Genomic DNA, 17,234 nt, shown 5'->3' with positions numbered 1-17,234 from the left:
AGTCTTTTACGCCGCAAAGTTCTTCGCAACAAATTCCCAGTTAACCAGCGCCCAGAAATGTTCCAGATAGTTTGGGCGAGCGTTACGGTAATCAATATAGTAAGCGTGTTCCCACACATCGACGGTCATCAGTGGTGTGGCAGCAGTGGTCAACGGTGTTCCTGCGTTTGACGTTGACACGATTGCCAGTTTGCCATCCGCCTCTTTGACCAGCCAGGTCCAGCCTGCACCAAAGTTTTTAACCGCCGCATCCGTAAACTTCGCTTTAAAGTCTGCAAAGCCACCGAAAGCGTTATTGATGGCAGTTGCCAGCTCGCCAGTCGGTTCTCCGCCTGCGTTTGGCGCCAGACAGTTCCAGTAGAACGTGTGATTCCAGACCTGCGCGGCGTTGTTGAAGACACCGCCCTCTGAGCTGCGTACGATCTCTTCCAGGGTTTTCCCTTCAAAGGCCGTATCTTTGATCAGATTGTTCAGGTTGGTGACATAGGTCTGATGATGTTTGCCGTAATGGTACTCCAGGGTTTCCACGGAAATATGGGGGACCAGGGCGTCTTTTGCATACGGTAATGCAGGTAATTCGAACGACATTGCTTCTCTCCTTATTATTTTATGCACACCCAATAACCCTATTGAGTGTAAGGGTAGAGTAGCAAATTGAAGGGATCGGCAAAAGAGGAACTTACCCTGCCGACAGCGCGGCAGGGCAGGGATTAGCGTATGGTTTTCGGCGTCATGACACGGCGTGCGCCAACGTAGTGGCGGACCCAATAGTCTTCGCTAAGGGAGGTTATCTGAATATCCTGGCCGCTGCGCGGGGACTGAATGAATTTGCCGTTGCCCACATAAACGCCAACGTGATCGGCGGTACCGCGACCCTGAGTGCGGAAGAACACCAAATCGCCGCTCTCCAGTTCGCCACGATTGACGGATGCCGCATCACGCAGGTGGTACATCTCATTCGCGGTACGTGGGATGCGGAATTTCACTAAATCTTTGTAGGCGTAATAAACCAGGCCGCTGCAATCAAAACCGGTACGCGGCGAGGTGCCACCCCAACGGTAAGGCTTGCCGATTTGTCCCATCAGTTTATTCATGGCCGTTTTTTGTGCCTTCTGCACACGGACTTTATGCACTTCTGACAGTTTCGCCGTTTTCCCCACTTTCAGACAGTTTGATTTATGCCCTTTACGCACGGTGCATTTTTCAGTGACGAGAGTTGAGGCAGTACGGGAGGTTTTGCGGGTTTTCTTGGCGGCAGGCTTGCTGGTCTTGTTGGAAACGGTTTGCTGCTTGTGAGTCGCTGTTTTTTTCTTTTCGTTTTTGGTAGTGGTTTTTTTCTTACGTTCTGTGCTTTTCGCCAGATGCGTTTTTTGTACGGCCGAATGCCGCGCCTGCTCAGAGGCGTTAGCCATCGGCGTGAATGAAAGTGTTGTAAACAGTAAAGCACAGAGCGTGATCGAAATTTTATTTATCCGCGCCACTGGGCATTCCCCTGGTTATAGCAGGTCATCAATAATACCTGCGTGTGATTTACAAAGCCCGTCGATTCTAATCTATATAAAGCCAATTCGTTAAGTCTCTTTTTAGATCTAAAATCGCGTTTCGCTAGCAAGTGCAAATATTTTCGCCAAACTGAAGCGCTTTTGCTCACACTATGAGCAAGGCCACAGACAACGCAGGGGTAAACTATATTGCGAATGCAACTTCTGCAGACACACGTTAAGATATATAAACGTGACAAAAATGTTATTTTCCGATATTGGTCTGAACCGCTACAATGTCAGACGATTGCCGTAACAGAAGTATAAGGAAGCAAGAAATGACCACAACTATTGAAAAAATTCAGCGCCAGGTCGCTGAAAACCCGATCCTGCTGTACATGAAAGGTTCTCCAAAGCTGCCAAGCTGCGGCTTCTCTGCGCAAGCGGTACAGGCGCTTTCAGCGTGTGGCGAGCGTTTTGCTTACGTTGATATCCTGCAAAACCCGGATATCCGTGCTGAAATGCCGAAATACGCTAACTGGCCGACCTTCCCGCAGCTGTGGGTTGATGGTGAGCTGGTTGGCGGTTGCGACATCCTGATCGAAATGTATCAGCGTGGCGAACTGCAGCAGTTGATTAAAGAAACTGCGGCGAAGTACAAAACCGAAGAACCTGACGCAGAGTAAATTTTTGCATCAGGCATAAAAAAGCGACCCTACGGTCGCTTTTTTTATTCCTCGCTATCGCTGTCGCTTTCAGCCATCGGCAGCGGCCAGCCGCCAAGACGTTTCCAGCGGTTCACTATTTCACAGAATAATTCCGCCGTGCGTTCCGTATCGTACAGCGCGGAGTGCGCCTGCGTGCCGTCAAAATCAATGCCCGCCGTGATACAGGCTTTAGACAGCACCGTTTGTCCCAATGCCAGGCCGCTCAGCGCGGCGGTGTCGAAGGTCACAAACGGGTGGAACGGGTTGCGTTTCAATGACGCGCGTTCAGAGGCCGCCATCATAAAGCTGTGATCGAACGTGGCGTTATGCGCCACCATGATCGCGCGATTGCAATTGCTGTCCTTCATCCCTTTGCGCACCATTTTATAGATGGCGTGCAACGCGTCATATTCGCTTACCGCGCCGCGCAAGGGGTTATGCGGATCGATGCCATTAAAAGCCAGCGCTTCGGGTTGAAGGTTGGCGCCTTCGAAAGGATCAACATGGAAATGCAGCGTGGTGTCCGGTGTAAGCCAGCCCTGTTCATCCATTTTCAGAGTGATGGCAGCAATCTCGAGCAGCGCATCGGTTTTAGCGTTAAATCCAGCTGTTTCAACATCAATAACAACAGGATAAAAACCACGAAAACGGTCGCACAGACCGGTAAGTTGAGCGTTATCGGACATCAGGGTCTCTTACAAGGGGAAAAAAAGCAGTGCGTATTATGGCAAATTTTGAGAGGGGATGCAGTAAAACAACGGGCGCAAAACGCGCCCGGAGGGATTAATTGCCCAGACCGCGACCGGCGTCTTTGGCTTCGATCAGTTCGATTTTATAACCGTCTGGATCTTCAACGAAGGCGATGACGGTGGTGCCGCCTTTTACCGGACCGGCTTCGCGAGTCACGTTACCCCCGTTGCTGCGGATGCGTTCGCAGGCTTCAGCGGCGTTATCCACTTCCAGCGCGATATGACCGTAGGCGGTGCCCAGCTCATAGCTGTCGACATCCCAGTTATAGGTCAGCTCAATAACGGCTTCATCGCTTTCTGGGCCGTAGCCCACAAACGCCAGTGAATATTTATATTCCGGGTTTTCGCTGGTGCGCAGCAGTTGCATACCCAAAACGTTTGTGTAGAAATCGATAGAACGTTGCAGGTTGCCAACGCGCAACATCGTGTGAAGTAGGCGCATAATTTCCTCTTAACCAACTCAATGGCTTATCTTTTTGAACAGAAACGATGTTTTAGTATAGCGGCGAATCATCGCCGCTATCAATGGACAGCAGAGGGATTATAAAGAAGGGTAGTCAGTGTAGCCTTCAGCGCCGCCACCGTAGAAGCTCTCAGGGCGCTGCGGGTTCAATTCCACTTTACGCTCAAGACGTGCCACCAGGTCAGGGTTTGCAATGTAATCACGACCAAAGGCCACCGCGTCGATCAACCCTTGGGTAATCAAATCTTCTGCTTTCTCTGGCGTATAAGCGCCAGCACCGATAATCACGCCGTGGAAACGTGCGCGGACTTTTTCACGGAAGGCATCAGAGTACGGTTCGCCGCCTGCCCAGTCCGGCTCGGACATATGCAGATACGCGATCCCGCGTTTCGCCAGCTCTTCAATCAGGTACAGCGCGTCAGCTTCTTCGTTTGGACCATTATCCACATTCTGGAACGAACCAATTGGAGAAACACGAATACCGATGCGATCCGGGTTCCATTCCTGACACACGGCGTCAACCACTTCAAGAACCAGGCGAGCACGGTTTTCAACGCTCCCGCCGTACTGATCGGTACGCTGGTTAGATGACGGTGACAGGAACTGGTGCAACAGATAACCGTGCGCAGAGTGCAGTTCCACTAAATCAAAGCCTGCTTCGCGCGCATTCGCCACCGCCTGACGGAAATCATTAACGATGCCTGGGATTTCGTCGAGTTCAAGTGCGCGCGGCGTAGAGGTATCGACACGAATGGCCTGGCCATTTTCATCACGCAGAGAAGTGCGCGTGCCTGCGTTTAGCGCGGACGCTGAAACAGGGGCTTCGCCGCCAGGTTGAATGCTGCTATGTGAGATACGACCGGTGTGCCACAGCTGAACGGCGATACGGCCATCTTCAGCGTGAACGCCCGCGGTGATTTTTTTCCACGCTGCGATTTGCTCTGGGCTGTGCAGACCCGGAGCACCGGCATAACCTTTCGCTTGTGCGGAGATCTGCGTTGCTTCGGAGATGATCAGACCGGAGCTGGCGCGCTGGCGATAATATTCACCCATCAGCGGGGTAGGAATATCACCCGGCTCAATACTGCGCAGACGGGTGAGTGGGGCCATAAATACGCGATTCGGCGCAGTGACCGCGCCCACTTTCAGTGGGGTGAATAATTTTTCTGCTGACATCGTGACTCCTGAGTAGACCGGTCGTCTAGTGATTAAATAAATAAAAACGCCTGTTAAACGACAGGCGTCGTAATGCAGTTTTCCACATGTGCCAGCGCGCTTTCGAGCGGCACGGCGCTGCGGGAAATTTTAGCTTGCAGGTTTGCGCCCAACCACAGGGCATACAGCACCTGAGCCTGGGTCAGGGCGTCGCCGGTAAAGTTCAGCGTTTTTTCATCGCGACCTTTTTCCAGCGCCTGGGCCAGCAGGGCGATAACACCGCTGGCACCCTTGTCCATCGCCGTGCGCATATCTTCAGAAAGATCGCACACTTCGGCAGACAGTTTGACGGTCAGACAACCACTGATAATGCCTTTCTGGCAAAACTGTCTCAGTGTTTCCTGATAATAGTTAAGAACACGATCCCGATAGCTGCCTTCGCCACTCGCAAAGTGGGTGGCGAGTCGCTGATGGTAACAGGCATAGTGCCGTTCCAGCATCGCGACGCCAAACGCCTCTTTCGAGCGGAAGTAGTGATAAAACGAACCTTTAGGAACCTCAGCGGTTTTGAGTAACTCGCTAAGGCCCATACCCGTAAACCCGCGATGCATACAAAGTTGCTCGCCGGTTGCCAGTAAATGTTCGCGGGTATCGTGTTCAGTATTTCTGCTCATGTCGCCACTGTAATAGACCGTTCGGTCTAATGCAAGCGTTATGAGGTACGGCACGGTGTCAGAATGTCCATCTGCGGCTGATAAACCGATGATTTTATGTTCATCATACCCAGCGCCGTCGAGAATAGATTATCCTGCGATACGGTCTCTTTTGCCGCCTGATCGCGCAGGCATGTCTCATTGACGCCAAAGTTCTTAACGTAATCCGGGGAGAGCCAGAACATAAAGGGAATATGTGTTTGTTGCTCAGGCGCTAGCATATACGGCGTACCGTGCAGGTACACGCCATTTTCACCCAGTGATTCACCGTGATCGGACAGATAAATCAGTGCGGTGTTCATCGTCGTCTGACGTGCTTTCAAGGTATCAATCGCTTTCCCGAGCACGCTATCCGTATAAAGAATGGTGTTGTCGTAGGTGTTGATCAGCGCCTGGTGATCGCAATCCTGGATTTGGTTGGTGTCACAGGTCGGGGTGAAGCGACGGTAAGCCTGCGGGTAGCGCTGATAGTAGGCGGGTCCGTGGCTACCCATCAGGTGGATCACCAGTACGGTGTCCTGCTTAAGGCCGTCCAACACGTTATCGAGCCGATTGAAGTTCACGTCGTCAATGCAGGATTTGTCTTTGCAAAACTGATCCAGTTTCCACTGCGTCATATCGGTATGCGGCACGCGATTACACGCGCCTTTGCAGCCGCCATCATTTTCACGCCAGAGAACATTGACGCCAGCATGTGCCAGTACGTCCAGTAATCCTTCCTGATGATGCGCCAAATCGGCATCATATTTCTTACGCGGCATACCCGAGAACATACAAGGAACGGAAACCGCCGTTTCTGTGCCGCACGATGAGGCATGCGGAAAGTTAATGACGTTTTGTTGCTTCAGTTGTGGATTGGTCTCGCGTTCATATCCGTTCAGGGAATAGTTCGCTGCGCGAGACGCTTCGCCAACCACCAGGATCAGTACGGTCTTTTTCTTCTGGGCAAGGATTGCCGGGCCTTTATGGGCGTCTTGTCCGATGCGCACCAGCGTTTGGTCGCCCGCAAACCAGCGTTCCTGGCTGTACTTCATCATTGCACTGACGTAATTGGCAGGGGTAACCATTTTGACAATGCTTTTGTTGTTGCGAAACAGCGAGGCGTAATCCTTATAAAAAACGGAGGCCACCAAAAAGATCACCATTAATGCGCCAAGCAGCGCGGCAAAACGCATCAGTAGCGCGTACCACCATTTACCGGAGCGAACACGAATAAACAGTAACGCGATGGAGGGGAGTAGCCCAATGCCTGCAATCCACAGCAGCATCTGCGGTGTCACCAGCGCGGTGGCTTCCTGCGAGTTAGTTTCGAAGACATTCACCATCATGTTCTTATCGATAACCGCACCGTAGGTGTGCATGAAGTAGGTCGAACCGGCGCATCCCAGCGTCAACAAAATCAGCAAAGGCTTACGGATAAAAGGGAGACTTATCATGCTAAAAACGATCACCCAGCCGCAAAACAGCACCAGCGGCACCGATGCCGCGAATAACAGGTCGTGCAAATGTGCAGGAGCGATAATGCTCCAACTGCGGCTGATAAACATCGCATTGAGAAGGGTAAAAAATAGGGCACTGCCCAGGGTGAAGGTTAAATCGCTACACTGTAACTTTTTCACTGACCACATCATTGAGAAACCGACTGTTTTATTGATGAGGCGAGTATAAGGCATGAAGATTAGTGAAACCTTAATGCCACATTTCTACGTAAATCTCTTGCGGACGAGGCGTTTAGCGGCTTCACTGTAGATGAGAATGGTTTCAGGAGGTGTGTGTGGCAGAGCAACTGGAGTTTTTCCCCGTCCAGAGCCCATGCCGGGGCATTTGTCAGTCAGACGAGCGCGGTTTTTGCCGAGGCTGCATGCGCAGCCGTGACGAGCGTTTTAACTGGCAAACAATGAGCGATGCGCAGAAGCAGGACGTGATCCGCCTGTGCCGTCAGCGTTTGTTGCGTAAATTACGCGCAAACAAACCTTCCGAAACCGAAGAACCCCAGCAACCTTCACTTTTTTAGCGGCGCAAATGCGTATACTCATAACATTACTTCCTTGAGGAAATTGTTATGGTTCAGCGTATTGCCCTTGCCCCGCAGGGCCCGGAATTTTCACGTTTTGTTATGGGTTACTGGCGTTTGATGGACTGGAATATGTCCCCGCGCCAGCTGGTGAGTTTCATTGAGGAGCATCTCGACCTTGGGATCACCACCGTCGATCATGCTGATATTTATGGCGGTTATCTCTGTGAGGCTGCATTTGGCGAGGCGATGAAGTTAGCCCCTGCGCTACGTGAACGTATGGAGATTGTCACTAAATGCGGCATCGCCACCACGGCGAATCCTGACCATGCGCTGGGTCATTACATCACTGATAGCGATCACATCATTAAAAGTGCCGAGCAGTCTCTGGTGAATCTGGCGACTGACCGCCTTGATCTGCTGCTGATCCACCGCCCGGACCCGCTGATGGATGCGGATGAAGTTGCCGCTGCGTTCCTCAACCTGCACCAGAGCGGTAAAGTGCGTCACTTTGGCGTATCGAACTTTACCCCTGCGCAATTCTCGCTGCTTCAGTCCCGTCTGCCGTTTACGCTTGCGACCAACCAGGTTGAAATCTCCCCGGTACACCAGCCGCTGCTGCTCGATGGCACGCTCGATCAACTGCAACAGCTGCGTATTCGTCCTATGGCATGGTCTTGTCTCGGCGGTGGACGTCTGTTCAATGACGACGCTTTCCAGCCGCTACGTGATGAACTCCAAACCGTTGCACGTGAACTCAATGCCGAAAGTATCGAGCAAGTCGTGTACGCCTGGATAATGCGCTTACCTTCGCAGCCGCTGCCGATTATCGGCTCGGGCAAAATTGAGCGCGTGCGTTCGGCAATTGCAGCTGAAGAACTGCAGATGACGCGTCAGCAATGGTTCCGAATTCGTAAAGCTGCGCTGGGTTACGACGTCCCTTAATAACGTTTATTGGCGACTTTCCGGTGAAAATGCTGCCCCTGATATAAACTTAAGGGGCAAAAAATAACCCGTGGAGGTCTCATGAAGCATTTTGCTCTGGCAGCGATCGCGCTGGTTGTGTGTGCAGGCGCGCAGGCAGCCAGCGATAAAGTTGAAATAAATCTCGTCACCTCTCAGGGGATAGGCCAGTCGATCGGGACAGTGAACATTACTGAAACCGACAAAGGGCTGAAATTTACCCCCGATCTTAAAGCCCTCCCTCCCGGTGAACATGGTTTTCATGTTCATGCCAAAGGCAGCTGTCAGCCTGCTCTTAAAGACGGAAAAGCGTCTGCGGCTGAAGCGGCTGGTGGCCATTTAGATCCTCACCAAACCGCTAAACACGAAGGGCCAGAAGGCATGGGTCATACCGGCGATCTCCCGGTATTAGTGGTTAATAATGACGGTAAAGCGACAGAGTCTGTTGTTGCGCCGCGGCTGAAAAAACTCGATGACGTAAAAGGCAAAGCGCTGATGATCCACGTGGGCGGCGATAACATGTCAGAACAGCCTAAACCCCTGGGCGGCGGCGGGGCGCGTTATGCGTGCGGCGTGATTTGATCAGCAATGGTGCCGGGCGGCGGTGCTTGTTCCAGCTGTGAAAGCGAGCAGTGTAACCGCCAGATAATTGACGCCAGATCGCGCGCTGCCGGCTGATGGTGGCGCGCGAGAGTCTCGCAAATTCGCTGTAATTCGTTAAGCGTCACCGCCAGCGGACGCTGCTGAACACCGCGTTCACTCATGACATCCCGCAGCAATGCAATGCACACATCACGCACCTGCGAAAGCGGGTCTGAACGCGTTTCCCATGAGCGCAACTGCCACACCACATGTGAGCAATTCAGCAGCACGACGCCCCAGCGCAGTAGCCAGCGCCGAGATAATTCATCCTGACTGCTGTTTAACTGGCTAACGTGATGGTAAACCAATGATTCATATTCATTTTCGCGAAGATGCGGCTTGCGGCTGAGTTGGTCAACAAAACCCCGTCGTAATTCACGGATATGTCGTCGACTTTTACGCGCATCAGAGCCTGGTCGCAGTACCGCAAACGCCAGCCATGCCAGCCCAACACCCAGAATTTTCGCCAGATTATCATTCAGAAAATCTGCAAAGTCATAGACTGGCGGGTTCGTCACTGCGATAAATGACCCCATAAAAACGATCAGCTGTCCCCATAATCCTGCAAATTTCGGCATCTGCAGCTTCAGGAGTTGCATTGTGGTGAGCAGCGGAAACAGGAATAACAGAAACTGCCATAGGTCAGTTATCTGCACCATCAAGCCAAATTTCACCACAAAGCTGAAGAGCGAAAGCAACACCAGCGTGCGTAGCAGCAGGGTGAGAGAGTTAAAGGGGGAGGCGGCGACGGAGTAAAGCACGCAACTGATCGCCGCCAGCGTCAGTGCAGCGCTACCCGATTCCCACTGGGTGGCGATACTCCAGCTACCCACCAACATAAGCGCGCAGAAAGTGCGAAAACCGCTCCAGAGTGCCTCAAGATTGTCGGTATGTCTTGTCAGCGAGGGGCTAGCGGGAACGGAAAATTCAGTCACGGGCGTCGCGTCTTCAAGGGTTTTTATCCAGCGACTGCTGCGTAAATAAAGGCGACAAAAATACTGAAGCCGCGACCAGAAAGCGCGGTGTCGATAATCATACTCATCGACTGGCGCGAGTGGCGCAATAATGCGTGCCACTGTGTACATATCGGCATTGGGATGAGCCAGCGCCATTAAAACATGTTCAATGATTTGACGCGTATTTTCTGGCGGATTGGGCCAATTCAACAGCATTCTGCGCAAGCTGGAAATGGCGCTGGTCATTCTGAGCTGCTGGTGGAGCAAATAATTCAGTAACCTGTTCTGACGTCGGAAGCGGTAGTGACTCCAGAAAGCCTGAATGCGCAGCAGATTCATGGTCAGGATCTGTCCGATGACTTTTTCATGAGCAAGCCGGATGGTGTCGTTGGTGTCGGGTTGCCAGAGCAAACTCGCGTGTTCGAGCAGCCGCGTGTGCAGGGTTTTTAGCGCGGAGATAAGCGTCGTACCATCAGAGGTACTCGGCAGAATCATCATCATGACGCCGCCACACAGAATACCGATGATGACTTCACACACGCGAGCCTGGGCGATATCCCACAGTTCGGTCGTGTCCAGAATATTAACGACCGGGAAAGCAATAATGGCCGCCGTGTATCCCGCAAGCTGGAATGCGTAGGCAACATTATTGGTGAAATGCGCGCAGGCCCAGGTACACAGCCCCAGCCAGGCAGCCATGCTCAGTAAAAAGAGCCAGGGATCGTTAAGCGTATGCCCGGCAATCATCAGTGCCGCCGTGGCACCCAATAAACTGCCCGCCACACGACCCAGACTTTTGCTTATCACGCCGCCTACGGTCGGAAAGCTGACGACCGCCGCAGACGTCATTGCCCAGTAAGGTTCATCAAGATTCAGATAATAGGCAACGGAAAGCGCAAGGCACATGGCAATGCCGTTGCGCAGTGCGTATCGCCACTGCGGGCGCGTGGCGTTGAACCATGGCAAATGACGCCATGAGAGCGCGGCCAGTTTCATTAATGCTTCCTGATGGACACGGTACACGTCGTCCCGGACACCAGCGTCACGTCTTTGGGGAGAGCAGTGAATTCAACGCGAACTGGAACGCGCTGGGCGAGGCGTACCCATGGCACGTTAGGTTTGATATCGGGAACCAAACCCGAATCGGTCTCAACGCTTTGATCGTAGATCGCGCGGCCTACGCTGGCTACGTGACCCTGTAACGTCAAGGCGCTACTGTATAATGTGATTTGCGCCGGAGCGCCTTCGCGGATGTGGCGGAGTTTGGTCTCCTCGAAATACCCGATAACGTAAAACGAGTGGCTGTCCACCAGCGCAAATACCGGTTTGCCCTGTGTGGCATAATCGCCCACACGGGTTGATAGATTCGTTATCCATCCATCGACCGGCGCTTTGACCACGGTTTGCGTCAGTTGCCATTGGGCTTGCTTCAGCGTCGCTTCAGCCACTTGCACACTCGCCTGCATCGCCTTGACGTTAATATTCGCTGTATCGAGATCTTCAGCGGAGATGTAATTCTGTGAAAGATGACGGCGGCGACTGGCTTCGTTATTGGCTTTAGCCAGATCTGATTGCGCTTTTGTAAGCTGTGCCTCGGCGTTCAGCACCGCGATATGGAACGGTGTCTCATCAATTCGAAATAAAACGTCACCTTGTTTTACGTACTGATTATCTTTAATGAGAAGCGTGGTGATACTGCCGGAAACTTGAGGCGTAATGCTGACCTGCTCGGCACGAATTTTTCCATCGCGCGTCCAGGGTGACTGCATGTAAAAATTCCACAGCCACCAACCCGCAACGAGTGCCAGCGCAAGAACAAGGAGAGTAGAAAAGTATTTTAGCGTTTTCAGAGACATATTCACCACGCAATCAGTAAAGCCAGACCCAGAGAGACGGAAAGGGCGAAGAGCGAAAGATCCATGAGCATCGGATGCCAGATCTCGCCGGAATACATCCAGTCACGAAGCACTCTGTGCGCGATAAGCCAGATAAGAAAGCCCAGCATCACCGCTTTAAAAAGGGGAGGAAAATAGACAGAAGCACCAACAATCAGGTCCTGTAGGGGTAATCCCGCAGAGCTAAATGAGAACTTCACAAGCAGAGATCCTTTGCAGTGGAAAGTGGCCTGAGGGACTTAACACGATGAACAGCCTTCATTAAGGTTAAATTATATGTCCAAAGTGGAGGAATGCAGTATTGCATTTGTTTTGGCAATATAATTGCTGCACACTATTCTAAAATCAGTATAATAACTTAGCAAGCTAATTATAAGGAGATGAAATTGGAATCGCCATTAGGTTCTGATCTGGCCAGGTTGGTACGCATCTGGCGTGCTCTGATTGACCATCGCCTGAAACCTCTGGAATTGACGCAGACGCATTGGGTTACGCTGCATAACATCCATCAGTTGCCGCCTGAGCAGTCGCAAATTCAACTGGCAAAAGCGATAGGAATTGAACAGCCGTCTCTGGTGCGAACGCTCGATCAACTGGAGGAGAAGGGGTTAATTTCCCGGCAAACCTGCGCCAGCGATCGTCGTGCCAAACGTATCAAACTGACTGACAAAGCGGCACCTATCATCACCGAGATGGAAGCCGTCATCAGTAAAACACGTGGGGAAATTCTGTCGGGTATTTCGCCTGCGGAACTGGAACAACTCATCGGAATGATTGCTCGTCTTGAGCAAAACATTAACGAGTTGCAAACCCGCGACTAACGTCATGAAAAGCCTTGCCTCGCAAGGCTTTATTTTCCTGATATACCACCACTCGATTTCGACCCGTCTCTTTTGCCTCATACATCGCCTTATCCGCACGCTCTACACACTCCTCAGCGGTAACCGGTAACGTGGTTGCGGTGTAAATTCCCATACTGATGGTAACCGATTCCGGCAGCATTCCTTCCGTTGTGATCCGATCAAAGCTGCTTAAGCTGAGGCGAATACGCTCTGCTACGAGCCTGGCGGCCTCGGAATGTGTGTTACTCAGCAACAACACAAACTCTTCTCCCCCAATGCGTGCGGTAATATCTTGCGGACGTACTGAATCCATCAACAAATTAGCGACGAACTGCAGCACTTTATCGCCTTGCAGATGGCCATAGTTGTCGTTAATCCGTTTGAAATAGTCGAGATCGCACACAATAACGGAAACCGGATGACTGTCCGTTATCTTACCGAGCGCCTGATTCAGGCTCTCGTAAAAGTAACTGCGATTGTAGAGTCGCGTTAGCGCATCTCGAATTGAATTCTGATAAGACTGCTGGTATTTGATGTGGGAATTTCGATAAAGACTGAAGACATCATGCAGTAGGGTTAAAATGATCAGCAATGACGCGGTGGTTTCAAACAAACGCGCGCTATACCAGACGGAACCCCCAATGAAATCGGAGGGCAATAAGGTGATTAATATAATCACGTAGCAAGTACATAAGAACGTCCCACTTGCCCAGAATAGATTGCGCAATCGGGTAATGATTAACAGCGTCGTGAGCGCAATAAGCCATAATATAATCAACGCCCCATTAATTATCTGCTTCCATAACGCCGTGAATTGTCGAGTCGTATTGTTGATAAGATCGAGCGGGAACAGCTCGCTATGACCTGAATAAAACCATGCCACGGTCACCATCGTCAGCGTAAAAACCAATAACCCAGCAAAGATCAGGTGACGCATCAGGCGTGTTAGAGGGGAGTGGCGGAAAATAAACAGCACGCCGGCAAGCGTAAACAAAACGGCCATCATAACGTTGCGCATCATGAAGAAAATCATCGCGCCGCTGTAATTGACGTGTGGCATGCCGGGTTGCATCAGCCAGACGGGAAAACACGTGAGTGTAGCGAGTAACAGTACGGTTGAGCCTGTAAAGGCGAACGCGATCGCGAGATGATAAATGCGCTTTTTGTCACACCAATATTTCATCACCATAAAACAGGCAATGAATAAATGAAAAACCGCCAGGAAACTGGTTAATAGCGGAAAGAGTAACGGCGAGAAGGCGGGTGCGAAGTTCAGCAGTTTTATGGCAAGAAAGTGTAATGCCACAAAGAAAAACAAACAGAAAAAGGTAAAGGCAACATATCTGTTTCTCAGTCGTGGACTTTTCATAATCATAGGTGTTTCTTAAGTGTGAGAAATCAGTTTAATGCAGAAAGAGTAAAAAAAGAGAGTATCGGTTTTCGACGGAATTACTTTGCGCTGGGACAATATAAAAGGAGGTGCGTAAATTAAACATTTTGCATGCTTAATATTATGTAACGAATGAATAATAGATATTAGAGAATGTGGTCCGAAGACCACATTCTGATGATATTAGCGTGGAGAAACAGTCACCTGGCCGCCATTGCTTGCCAGCACGACACGCTGGCCGTTGGCAAACTGAGTTTTGCCTTGTTTCTGAACCACCATAATGGTGTTGCCGTCATCTTTACGGATTTCCAGTTCAACACCCTGCGTTTTGTTCATTGAGCCTTGAACGCCCTGGCCTGCGACGCCACCCGCAACAGCACCCGCAGCGGTTGCCAGTGAACGTCCGGTACCGCCACCCACGGTGTTACCCAGGAATCCACCCAGCACTGCACCACCGATTGCGCCAATAACGTTATTGTCATCGCCACCCTGAATCTGAACCGGGCGAACGTTTACAACAGTACCGTAAGTCACGTTTTGAACTTGTTTAGCTTCAGAAGCGGTATAAACATCGCCAGAAAGCGAGTCGTTGTTTACACAACCTGCAAGAGTTAATCCAATCAGCGAAACGCCCAGTACACGTAAAATCATTTGAATCTCCTGTTCACCCAAAACGCTCAAATTGAGCATCCGTTATGGCTAAATTATATGGCATTGGGAGCCATAGATCATATCTTTGCACTAACAATAGGAAAATTGTACTTGAATTTGACTTAACGAGACATAAACGAAGCGCGGCCGCTGCTCTGCCTCTGACATTGTTAAAAAATATTAACCCGTCGTAGAAATGCCCATCTGTTTATGGTGGAGTGAGGCAATTAGCCCACGCAATTTAAGGAAAGCGCATGAAATCGGGTCGCTATATAGGCGTTATGTCGGGCACGAGCCTGGACGGTGTCGATGTTGTCCTTGCCGCAATTGATGAAAATATGGTGGCGCAGCAGGCCAGCCTGACCTGGCCGATTCCCGTTGCGTTAAAAGAAGCGATTCTGAGCATTTGCCAGGGGCAACAACTCACGCTTTCGCAACTGGGGCAGTTGGACGTCAAGCTCGGGGCACTGTTTGGCGAAGCGGTGCTTGCGCTCATGCATCAGGAAAATCTGCATCCTCAGGATATCGTAGCGATTGGGTGTCATGGACAAACCGTGTGGCATGAGCCGACGGGGGATGCGCCGCATTCGCTGCAAATTGGCGACAATAATCAGATCGTGGCGAAAACCGGTGTGACCGTTGTTGGGGATTTCCGCCGCCGTGATATTGCGCTGGGTGGACAGGGCGCGCCATTGGTTCCTGCTTTTCATGAGGCGTTGCTGGCACACCCGGTTGAACGCCGTATGGTGTTGAATATTGGCGGGATTGCTAATTTATCCATGCTCATTCCGGGCCAACCGGTGCGCGGTTACGATACGGGCCCCGGGAATATGTTAATGGATGCCTGGATCTGGCGTCAGTGCCGTAAGGCTTACGATAAAGACGCACAATGGGCGCGTGAAGGGAAAGTCATTATCCCGCTGCTGCAAATGTTTTTAAGCGAACCCTATTTTGCTGCCCCTGCGCCAAAAAGCACCGGGCGTGAGTATTTCAATTACGGCTGGCTCGAGCGTCAGTTGGCACAATTCCCCGGCCTCGCTGCGCAGGATGTTCAGGCCACGCTGGTTGAACTCACGGCGGTATCGATTTCTGAACAGGTGCTGTTGAGCGGTGGCTGTGAACGACTGCTTGTCTGCGGCGGCGGAAGCCGAAATCCGCTGGTCATGGCGCGCCTCGCCGGACTGTTGCCAGGGACAGAAGTCACCACGACTGATGAAGCCGGTATCAGCGGGGATGACATGGAGGCGCTGGCGTTTGCCTGGCTTGCCTGGCGCACGGTAGCTGGGCTGCCGGGCAATTTACCGTCCGTGACGGGCGCACGTGAAGCCAGCGTATTGGGGGCCATTTATCCGGCAAATCCTCGTCATAATCAGAGTTAACTTAATTTCAGCACGCACCGTTGGCGGTAAAATAGAGAGGAATACAGGAGGGTGAATTCGCCCTCCATAGACCTGGATAGTCTTCGGAACCCGCCCATGAAAAAACTGCTCGTTGCTTTTGCCCCTCTTTTACTGGCCAGTTGTAGCTACTACAACCAGTTTGTCGAACGTATGCACACCGATTCTCTGGAATACCGCTGCGACGAAAAACCGTTGAGCGTCAAGCTGAACAATACGCGCCAGGAAGCCAGTTTTGTTTACGACAATACGTTGCTGAACTTAAAGCAAGGCATGTCAGCGTCTGGCACGCGTTACACCGATGGAATCTATGTGTTCTGGTCTAAAGGCGACAGCGCGACAGTCTACAAACGTGACCGCGTAGTACTGAACAACTGCGAGCTTCAAAATCCGAAGCGTTGAGATTTTTCCAGGGGCGGCGCACAATAGCGCCACCTAATTCTCATTTCAGCTAACGCCATGTCCGATAACGATGAATTGCAGCAAATTGCGCATTTGCGCCGTGAGTACACTAAAGGCGGTCTCCGTCGTCAGGATCTTCCCGCTGAGCCTCTGGACTTGTTTGAGCGCTGGCTGAAACAAGCCTGCGAAGCCAAACTGGCCGATCCTACGGCCATGGTGGTGGCAACGGTCGATGAAAACGGTCAACCGTATCAGCGCATCGTCCTGCTTAAACATTACGACGAAAAAGGGCTGGTGTTTTACACCAATCTCGGTAGCCGTAAAGCGCATCATCTTGAGAATAATCCTCGTATCAGCCTGCTGTTCCCGTGGCACATGCTGGAGCGTCAAGTCATGGTGACGGGCAAAGCGGAACGACTCTCTACGCTGGAAGTGCTGAAGTATTTCCACAGTCGTCCGCGCGACAGCCAAATTGGTGCCTGGGTGTCAAAACAGTCGAGCCGCATTTCTGCTCGTGGCGTGCTGGAGAGCAAATTCCTTGAGCTGAAGCAGAAGTTTCAGCAGGGCGAAGTCCCTTTGCCGAGCTTCTGGGGCGGGTTCCGTGTTTCTGTCGAGCAGATGGAGTTCTGGCAGGGCGGTGAACATCGTCTTCATGACCGCTTTTTATACCAGCGCGACAACGCCGCGTGGAAAATCGACCGTCTGGCCCCGTAATCCCCGAAATTTGTTGTGTTAAGCGCTGGCGCTACAGGTGTCAGCGCTTTATTCTATGTACCTTTCGCACCAGGCGAAAAGTCGTGTACCGACAGAGGTG

Annotated in this window: 20 protein-coding genes; 8 read left to right on the top strand and 12 right to left on the bottom strand. The window is 51.6% G+C overall.

Annotated features, from left to right (window positions below):
- Window positions 1-6: 6 nt before the first annotated feature.
- Window positions 7-588 (bottom strand): superoxide dismutase [Fe], encoded by a 582-nt coding sequence (sodB, locus tag AC07RN_RS00940; RefSeq protein ID WP_478335348.1) that lies wholly within the window; start codon window positions 586-588, stop codon window positions 7-9.
- A gap of 122 nt (window positions 589-710) precedes the next feature.
- A complete protein-coding gene (locus AC07RN_RS00935; protein WP_012017186.1) occupies window positions 711-1,481 on the bottom strand; it encodes a C40 family peptidase in 771 nt (256 codons plus the stop codon).
- A gap of 338 nt (window positions 1,482-1,819) precedes the next feature.
- On the opposite strand from AC07RN_RS00935, the gene grxD reads away from it, so the two are divergent.
- Entirely contained in the window at window positions 1,820-2,167 is a 348-nt protein-coding gene (gene grxD / locus AC07RN_RS00930; protein ID WP_012017187.1) for a monothiol glutaredoxin 4, read from the top strand.
- A gap of 44 nt (window positions 2,168-2,211) precedes the next feature.
- Here the strand turns inward: grxD and rnt are convergent, their stop codons facing one another.
- From rnt to eptA, 5 genes are all read right to left on the bottom strand, one after another.
- Window positions 2,212-2,874 (bottom strand): ribonuclease T, encoded by a 663-nt coding sequence (gene rnt, locus AC07RN_RS00925; RefSeq protein WP_478335347.1) that lies wholly within the window; start codon window positions 2,872-2,874, stop codon window positions 2,212-2,214.
- 97 nt (window positions 2,875-2,971) lie between these two features.
- Window positions 2,972-3,379, bottom strand: a complete 408-nt coding sequence (gene gloA, locus AC07RN_RS00920; RefSeq protein ID WP_012017189.1) for a lactoylglutathione lyase — start codon at window positions 3,377-3,379, stop codon at window positions 2,972-2,974.
- A 99-nt stretch (window positions 3,380-3,478) separates the two neighbouring features.
- Window positions 3,479-4,576: an N-ethylmaleimide reductase gene (nemA, locus tag AC07RN_RS00915; RefSeq protein WP_478335346.1), complete on the bottom strand. Its 1,098-nt coding sequence runs from the start codon at window positions 4,574-4,576 to the stop codon at window positions 3,479-3,481.
- Window positions 4,577-4,629: 53 nt separating this feature from the next.
- Window positions 4,630-5,229 carry a TetR/AcrR family transcriptional regulator gene (locus tag AC07RN_RS00910; protein ID WP_012017191.1) on the bottom strand — a complete coding sequence of 200 codons (600 nt, stop codon included), beginning with the start codon at window positions 5,227-5,229 and terminating at the stop codon, window positions 4,630-4,632.
- A 38-nt stretch (window positions 5,230-5,267) separates the two neighbouring features.
- Window positions 5,268-6,896, bottom strand: a complete 1,629-nt coding sequence (gene eptA, locus AC07RN_RS00905) for a phosphoethanolamine transferase EptA (RefSeq protein WP_478335785.1) — start codon at window positions 6,894-6,896, stop codon at window positions 5,268-5,270.
- A 146-nt stretch (window positions 6,897-7,042) separates the two neighbouring features.
- Here eptA and AC07RN_RS00900 point away from each other — a divergent pair, with 146 nt between their 5' ends.
- From AC07RN_RS00900 to sodC, 3 genes are all read left to right on the top strand, one after another.
- Window positions 7,043-7,282 (top strand): DUF1289 domain-containing protein, encoded by a 240-nt coding sequence (locus AC07RN_RS00900; protein ID WP_041689384.1) that lies wholly within the window; start codon window positions 7,043-7,045, stop codon window positions 7,280-7,282.
- Window positions 7,283-7,330: 48 nt separating this feature from the next.
- A complete protein-coding gene (locus AC07RN_RS00895) occupies window positions 7,331-8,227 on the top strand; it encodes an aldo/keto reductase (protein ID WP_478335345.1) in 897 nt (298 codons plus the stop codon).
- A gap of 81 nt (window positions 8,228-8,308) precedes the next feature.
- Entirely contained in the window at window positions 8,309-8,827 is a 519-nt protein-coding gene (gene sodC / locus AC07RN_RS00890) for a superoxide dismutase [Cu-Zn] SodC (protein ID WP_478335344.1), read from the top strand.
- On the opposite strand, the gene AC07RN_RS00885 is transcribed toward sodC, so the two are convergent.
- From AC07RN_RS00885 to AC07RN_RS00875, 3 genes are read right to left on the bottom strand one after another with little or no spacing between them, the layout of a single operon-like run.
- Complete coding sequence (locus AC07RN_RS00885) at window positions 8,806-10,839, bottom strand: FUSC family protein (protein WP_478335343.1); 2,034 nt, start codon at window positions 10,837-10,839, stop codon at window positions 8,806-8,808. The genes sodC and AC07RN_RS00885 overlap by 22 nt on opposite strands.
- The gene (locus AC07RN_RS00880) at window positions 10,839-11,699 is read right to left on the bottom strand and encodes an efflux RND transporter periplasmic adaptor subunit (protein WP_478335342.1); all 861 of its coding nucleotides are present in this window, start codon (window positions 11,697-11,699) and stop codon (window positions 10,839-10,841) included. The genes AC07RN_RS00885 and AC07RN_RS00880 overlap by 1 nt, the downstream gene beginning before the upstream one ends.
- A 2-nt stretch (window positions 11,700-11,701) precedes the next feature.
- Window positions 11,702-11,938, bottom strand: coding sequence for a DUF1656 domain-containing protein (locus AC07RN_RS00875; RefSeq protein ID WP_449554278.1), 237 nt, complete (start codon window positions 11,936-11,938; stop codon window positions 11,702-11,704).
- A gap of 180 nt (window positions 11,939-12,118) precedes the next feature.
- Here AC07RN_RS00875 and slyA point away from each other — a divergent pair, with 180 nt between their 5' ends.
- Entirely contained in the window at window positions 12,119-12,559 is a 441-nt protein-coding gene (gene slyA / locus AC07RN_RS00870; RefSeq protein ID WP_012017199.1) for a transcriptional regulator SlyA, read from the top strand.
- Here the strand turns inward: slyA and AC07RN_RS00865 are convergent.
- Together AC07RN_RS00865 and slyB are read right to left on the bottom strand one after the other, a co-directional pair.
- Window positions 12,534-13,955, bottom strand: coding sequence for a sensor domain-containing diguanylate cyclase (locus tag AC07RN_RS00865; RefSeq protein ID WP_478335341.1), 1,422 nt, complete (start codon window positions 13,953-13,955; stop codon window positions 12,534-12,536). The genes slyA and AC07RN_RS00865 overlap by 26 nt on opposite strands.
- Before the next feature lie 198 nt (window positions 13,956-14,153).
- Window positions 14,154-14,621, bottom strand: a complete 468-nt coding sequence (slyB, locus tag AC07RN_RS00860; protein ID WP_012017201.1) for an outer membrane lipoprotein SlyB — start codon at window positions 14,619-14,621, stop codon at window positions 14,154-14,156.
- Between the two features lie 254 nt (window positions 14,622-14,875).
- Between slyB and anmK the strand changes: the two genes are divergently transcribed.
- The 3 genes from anmK (at window position 14,876) to pdxH (ending at window position 17,134) form a co-directional block, all read left to right on the top strand.
- Window positions 14,876-16,000, top strand: coding sequence for an anhydro-N-acetylmuramic acid kinase (gene anmK, locus AC07RN_RS00855; protein ID WP_478335340.1), 1,125 nt, complete (start codon window positions 14,876-14,878; stop codon window positions 15,998-16,000).
- A 96-nt stretch (window positions 16,001-16,096) separates the two neighbouring features.
- Entirely contained in the window at window positions 16,097-16,420 is a 324-nt protein-coding gene (gene mliC, locus AC07RN_RS00850; protein ID WP_478335339.1) for a C-type lysozyme inhibitor, read from the top strand.
- Between the two features lie 57 nt (window positions 16,421-16,477).
- A complete protein-coding gene (gene pdxH / locus AC07RN_RS00845) occupies window positions 16,478-17,134 on the top strand; it encodes a pyridoxamine 5'-phosphate oxidase (RefSeq protein WP_407434918.1) in 657 nt (218 codons plus the stop codon).
- Window positions 17,135-17,234: the final 100 nt, after the last annotated feature.

Source organism: Lelliottia sp. GFLA7 (assembly GCF_056490165.1).
The sequence above is the reverse complement of the archived record's forward strand: the minus strand, read 5'-3'. Positions and strand labels throughout refer to the sequence as shown.

Coding starts and splice junctions, on each gene's coding strand:
- AC07RN_RS00885 (WP_478335343.1), bottom strand. CDS start 10,839: ATGAAACTGGCCGCGCTCTCATGGCGTCATTTGCCATGGTTCAACGCC.
- AC07RN_RS00865 (WP_478335341.1), bottom strand. CDS start 13,955: ATGATTATGAAAAGTCCACGACTGAGAAACAGATATGTTGCCTTTACC.
- AC07RN_RS00880 (WP_478335342.1), bottom strand. CDS start 11,699: ATGTCTCTGAAAACGCTAAAATACTTTTCTACTCTCCTTGTTCTTGCG.
- grxD (WP_012017187.1), top strand. CDS start 1,820: ATGACCACAACTATTGAAAAAATTCAGCGCCAGGTCGCTGAAAACCCG.
- AC07RN_RS00910 (WP_012017191.1), bottom strand. CDS start 5,229: ATGAGCAGAAATACTGAACACGATACCCGCGAACATTTACTGGCAACC.
- gloA (WP_012017189.1), bottom strand. CDS start 3,379: ATGCGCCTACTTCACACGATGTTGCGCGTTGGCAACCTGCAACGTTCT.
- rnt (WP_478335347.1), bottom strand. CDS start 2,874: ATGTCCGATAACGCTCAACTTACCGGTCTGTGCGACCGTTTTCGTGGT.
- anmK (WP_478335340.1), top strand. CDS start 14,876: ATGAAATCGGGTCGCTATATAGGCGTTATGTCGGGCACGAGCCTGGAC.
- mliC (WP_478335339.1), top strand. CDS start 16,097: ATGAAAAAACTGCTCGTTGCTTTTGCCCCTCTTTTACTGGCCAGTTGT.
- eptA (WP_478335785.1), bottom strand. CDS start 6,896: ATGTGGTCAGTGAAAAAGTTACAGTGTAGCGATTTAACCTTCACCCTG.
- slyA (WP_012017199.1), top strand. CDS start 12,119: ATGAAATTGGAATCGCCATTAGGTTCTGATCTGGCCAGGTTGGTACGC.
- pdxH (WP_407434918.1), top strand. CDS start 16,478: ATGTCCGATAACGATGAATTGCAGCAAATTGCGCATTTGCGCCGTGAG.
- AC07RN_RS00895 (WP_478335345.1), top strand. CDS start 7,331: ATGGTTCAGCGTATTGCCCTTGCCCCGCAGGGCCCGGAATTTTCACGT.
- slyB (WP_012017201.1), bottom strand. CDS start 14,621: ATGATTTTACGTGTACTGGGCGTTTCGCTGATTGGATTAACTCTTGCA.
- sodB (WP_478335348.1), bottom strand. CDS start 588: ATGTCGTTCGAATTACCTGCATTACCGTATGCAAAAGACGCCCTGGTC.
- sodC (WP_478335344.1), top strand. CDS start 8,309: ATGAAGCATTTTGCTCTGGCAGCGATCGCGCTGGTTGTGTGTGCAGGC.
- nemA (WP_478335346.1), bottom strand. CDS start 4,576: ATGTCAGCAGAAAAATTATTCACCCCACTGAAAGTGGGCGCGGTCACT.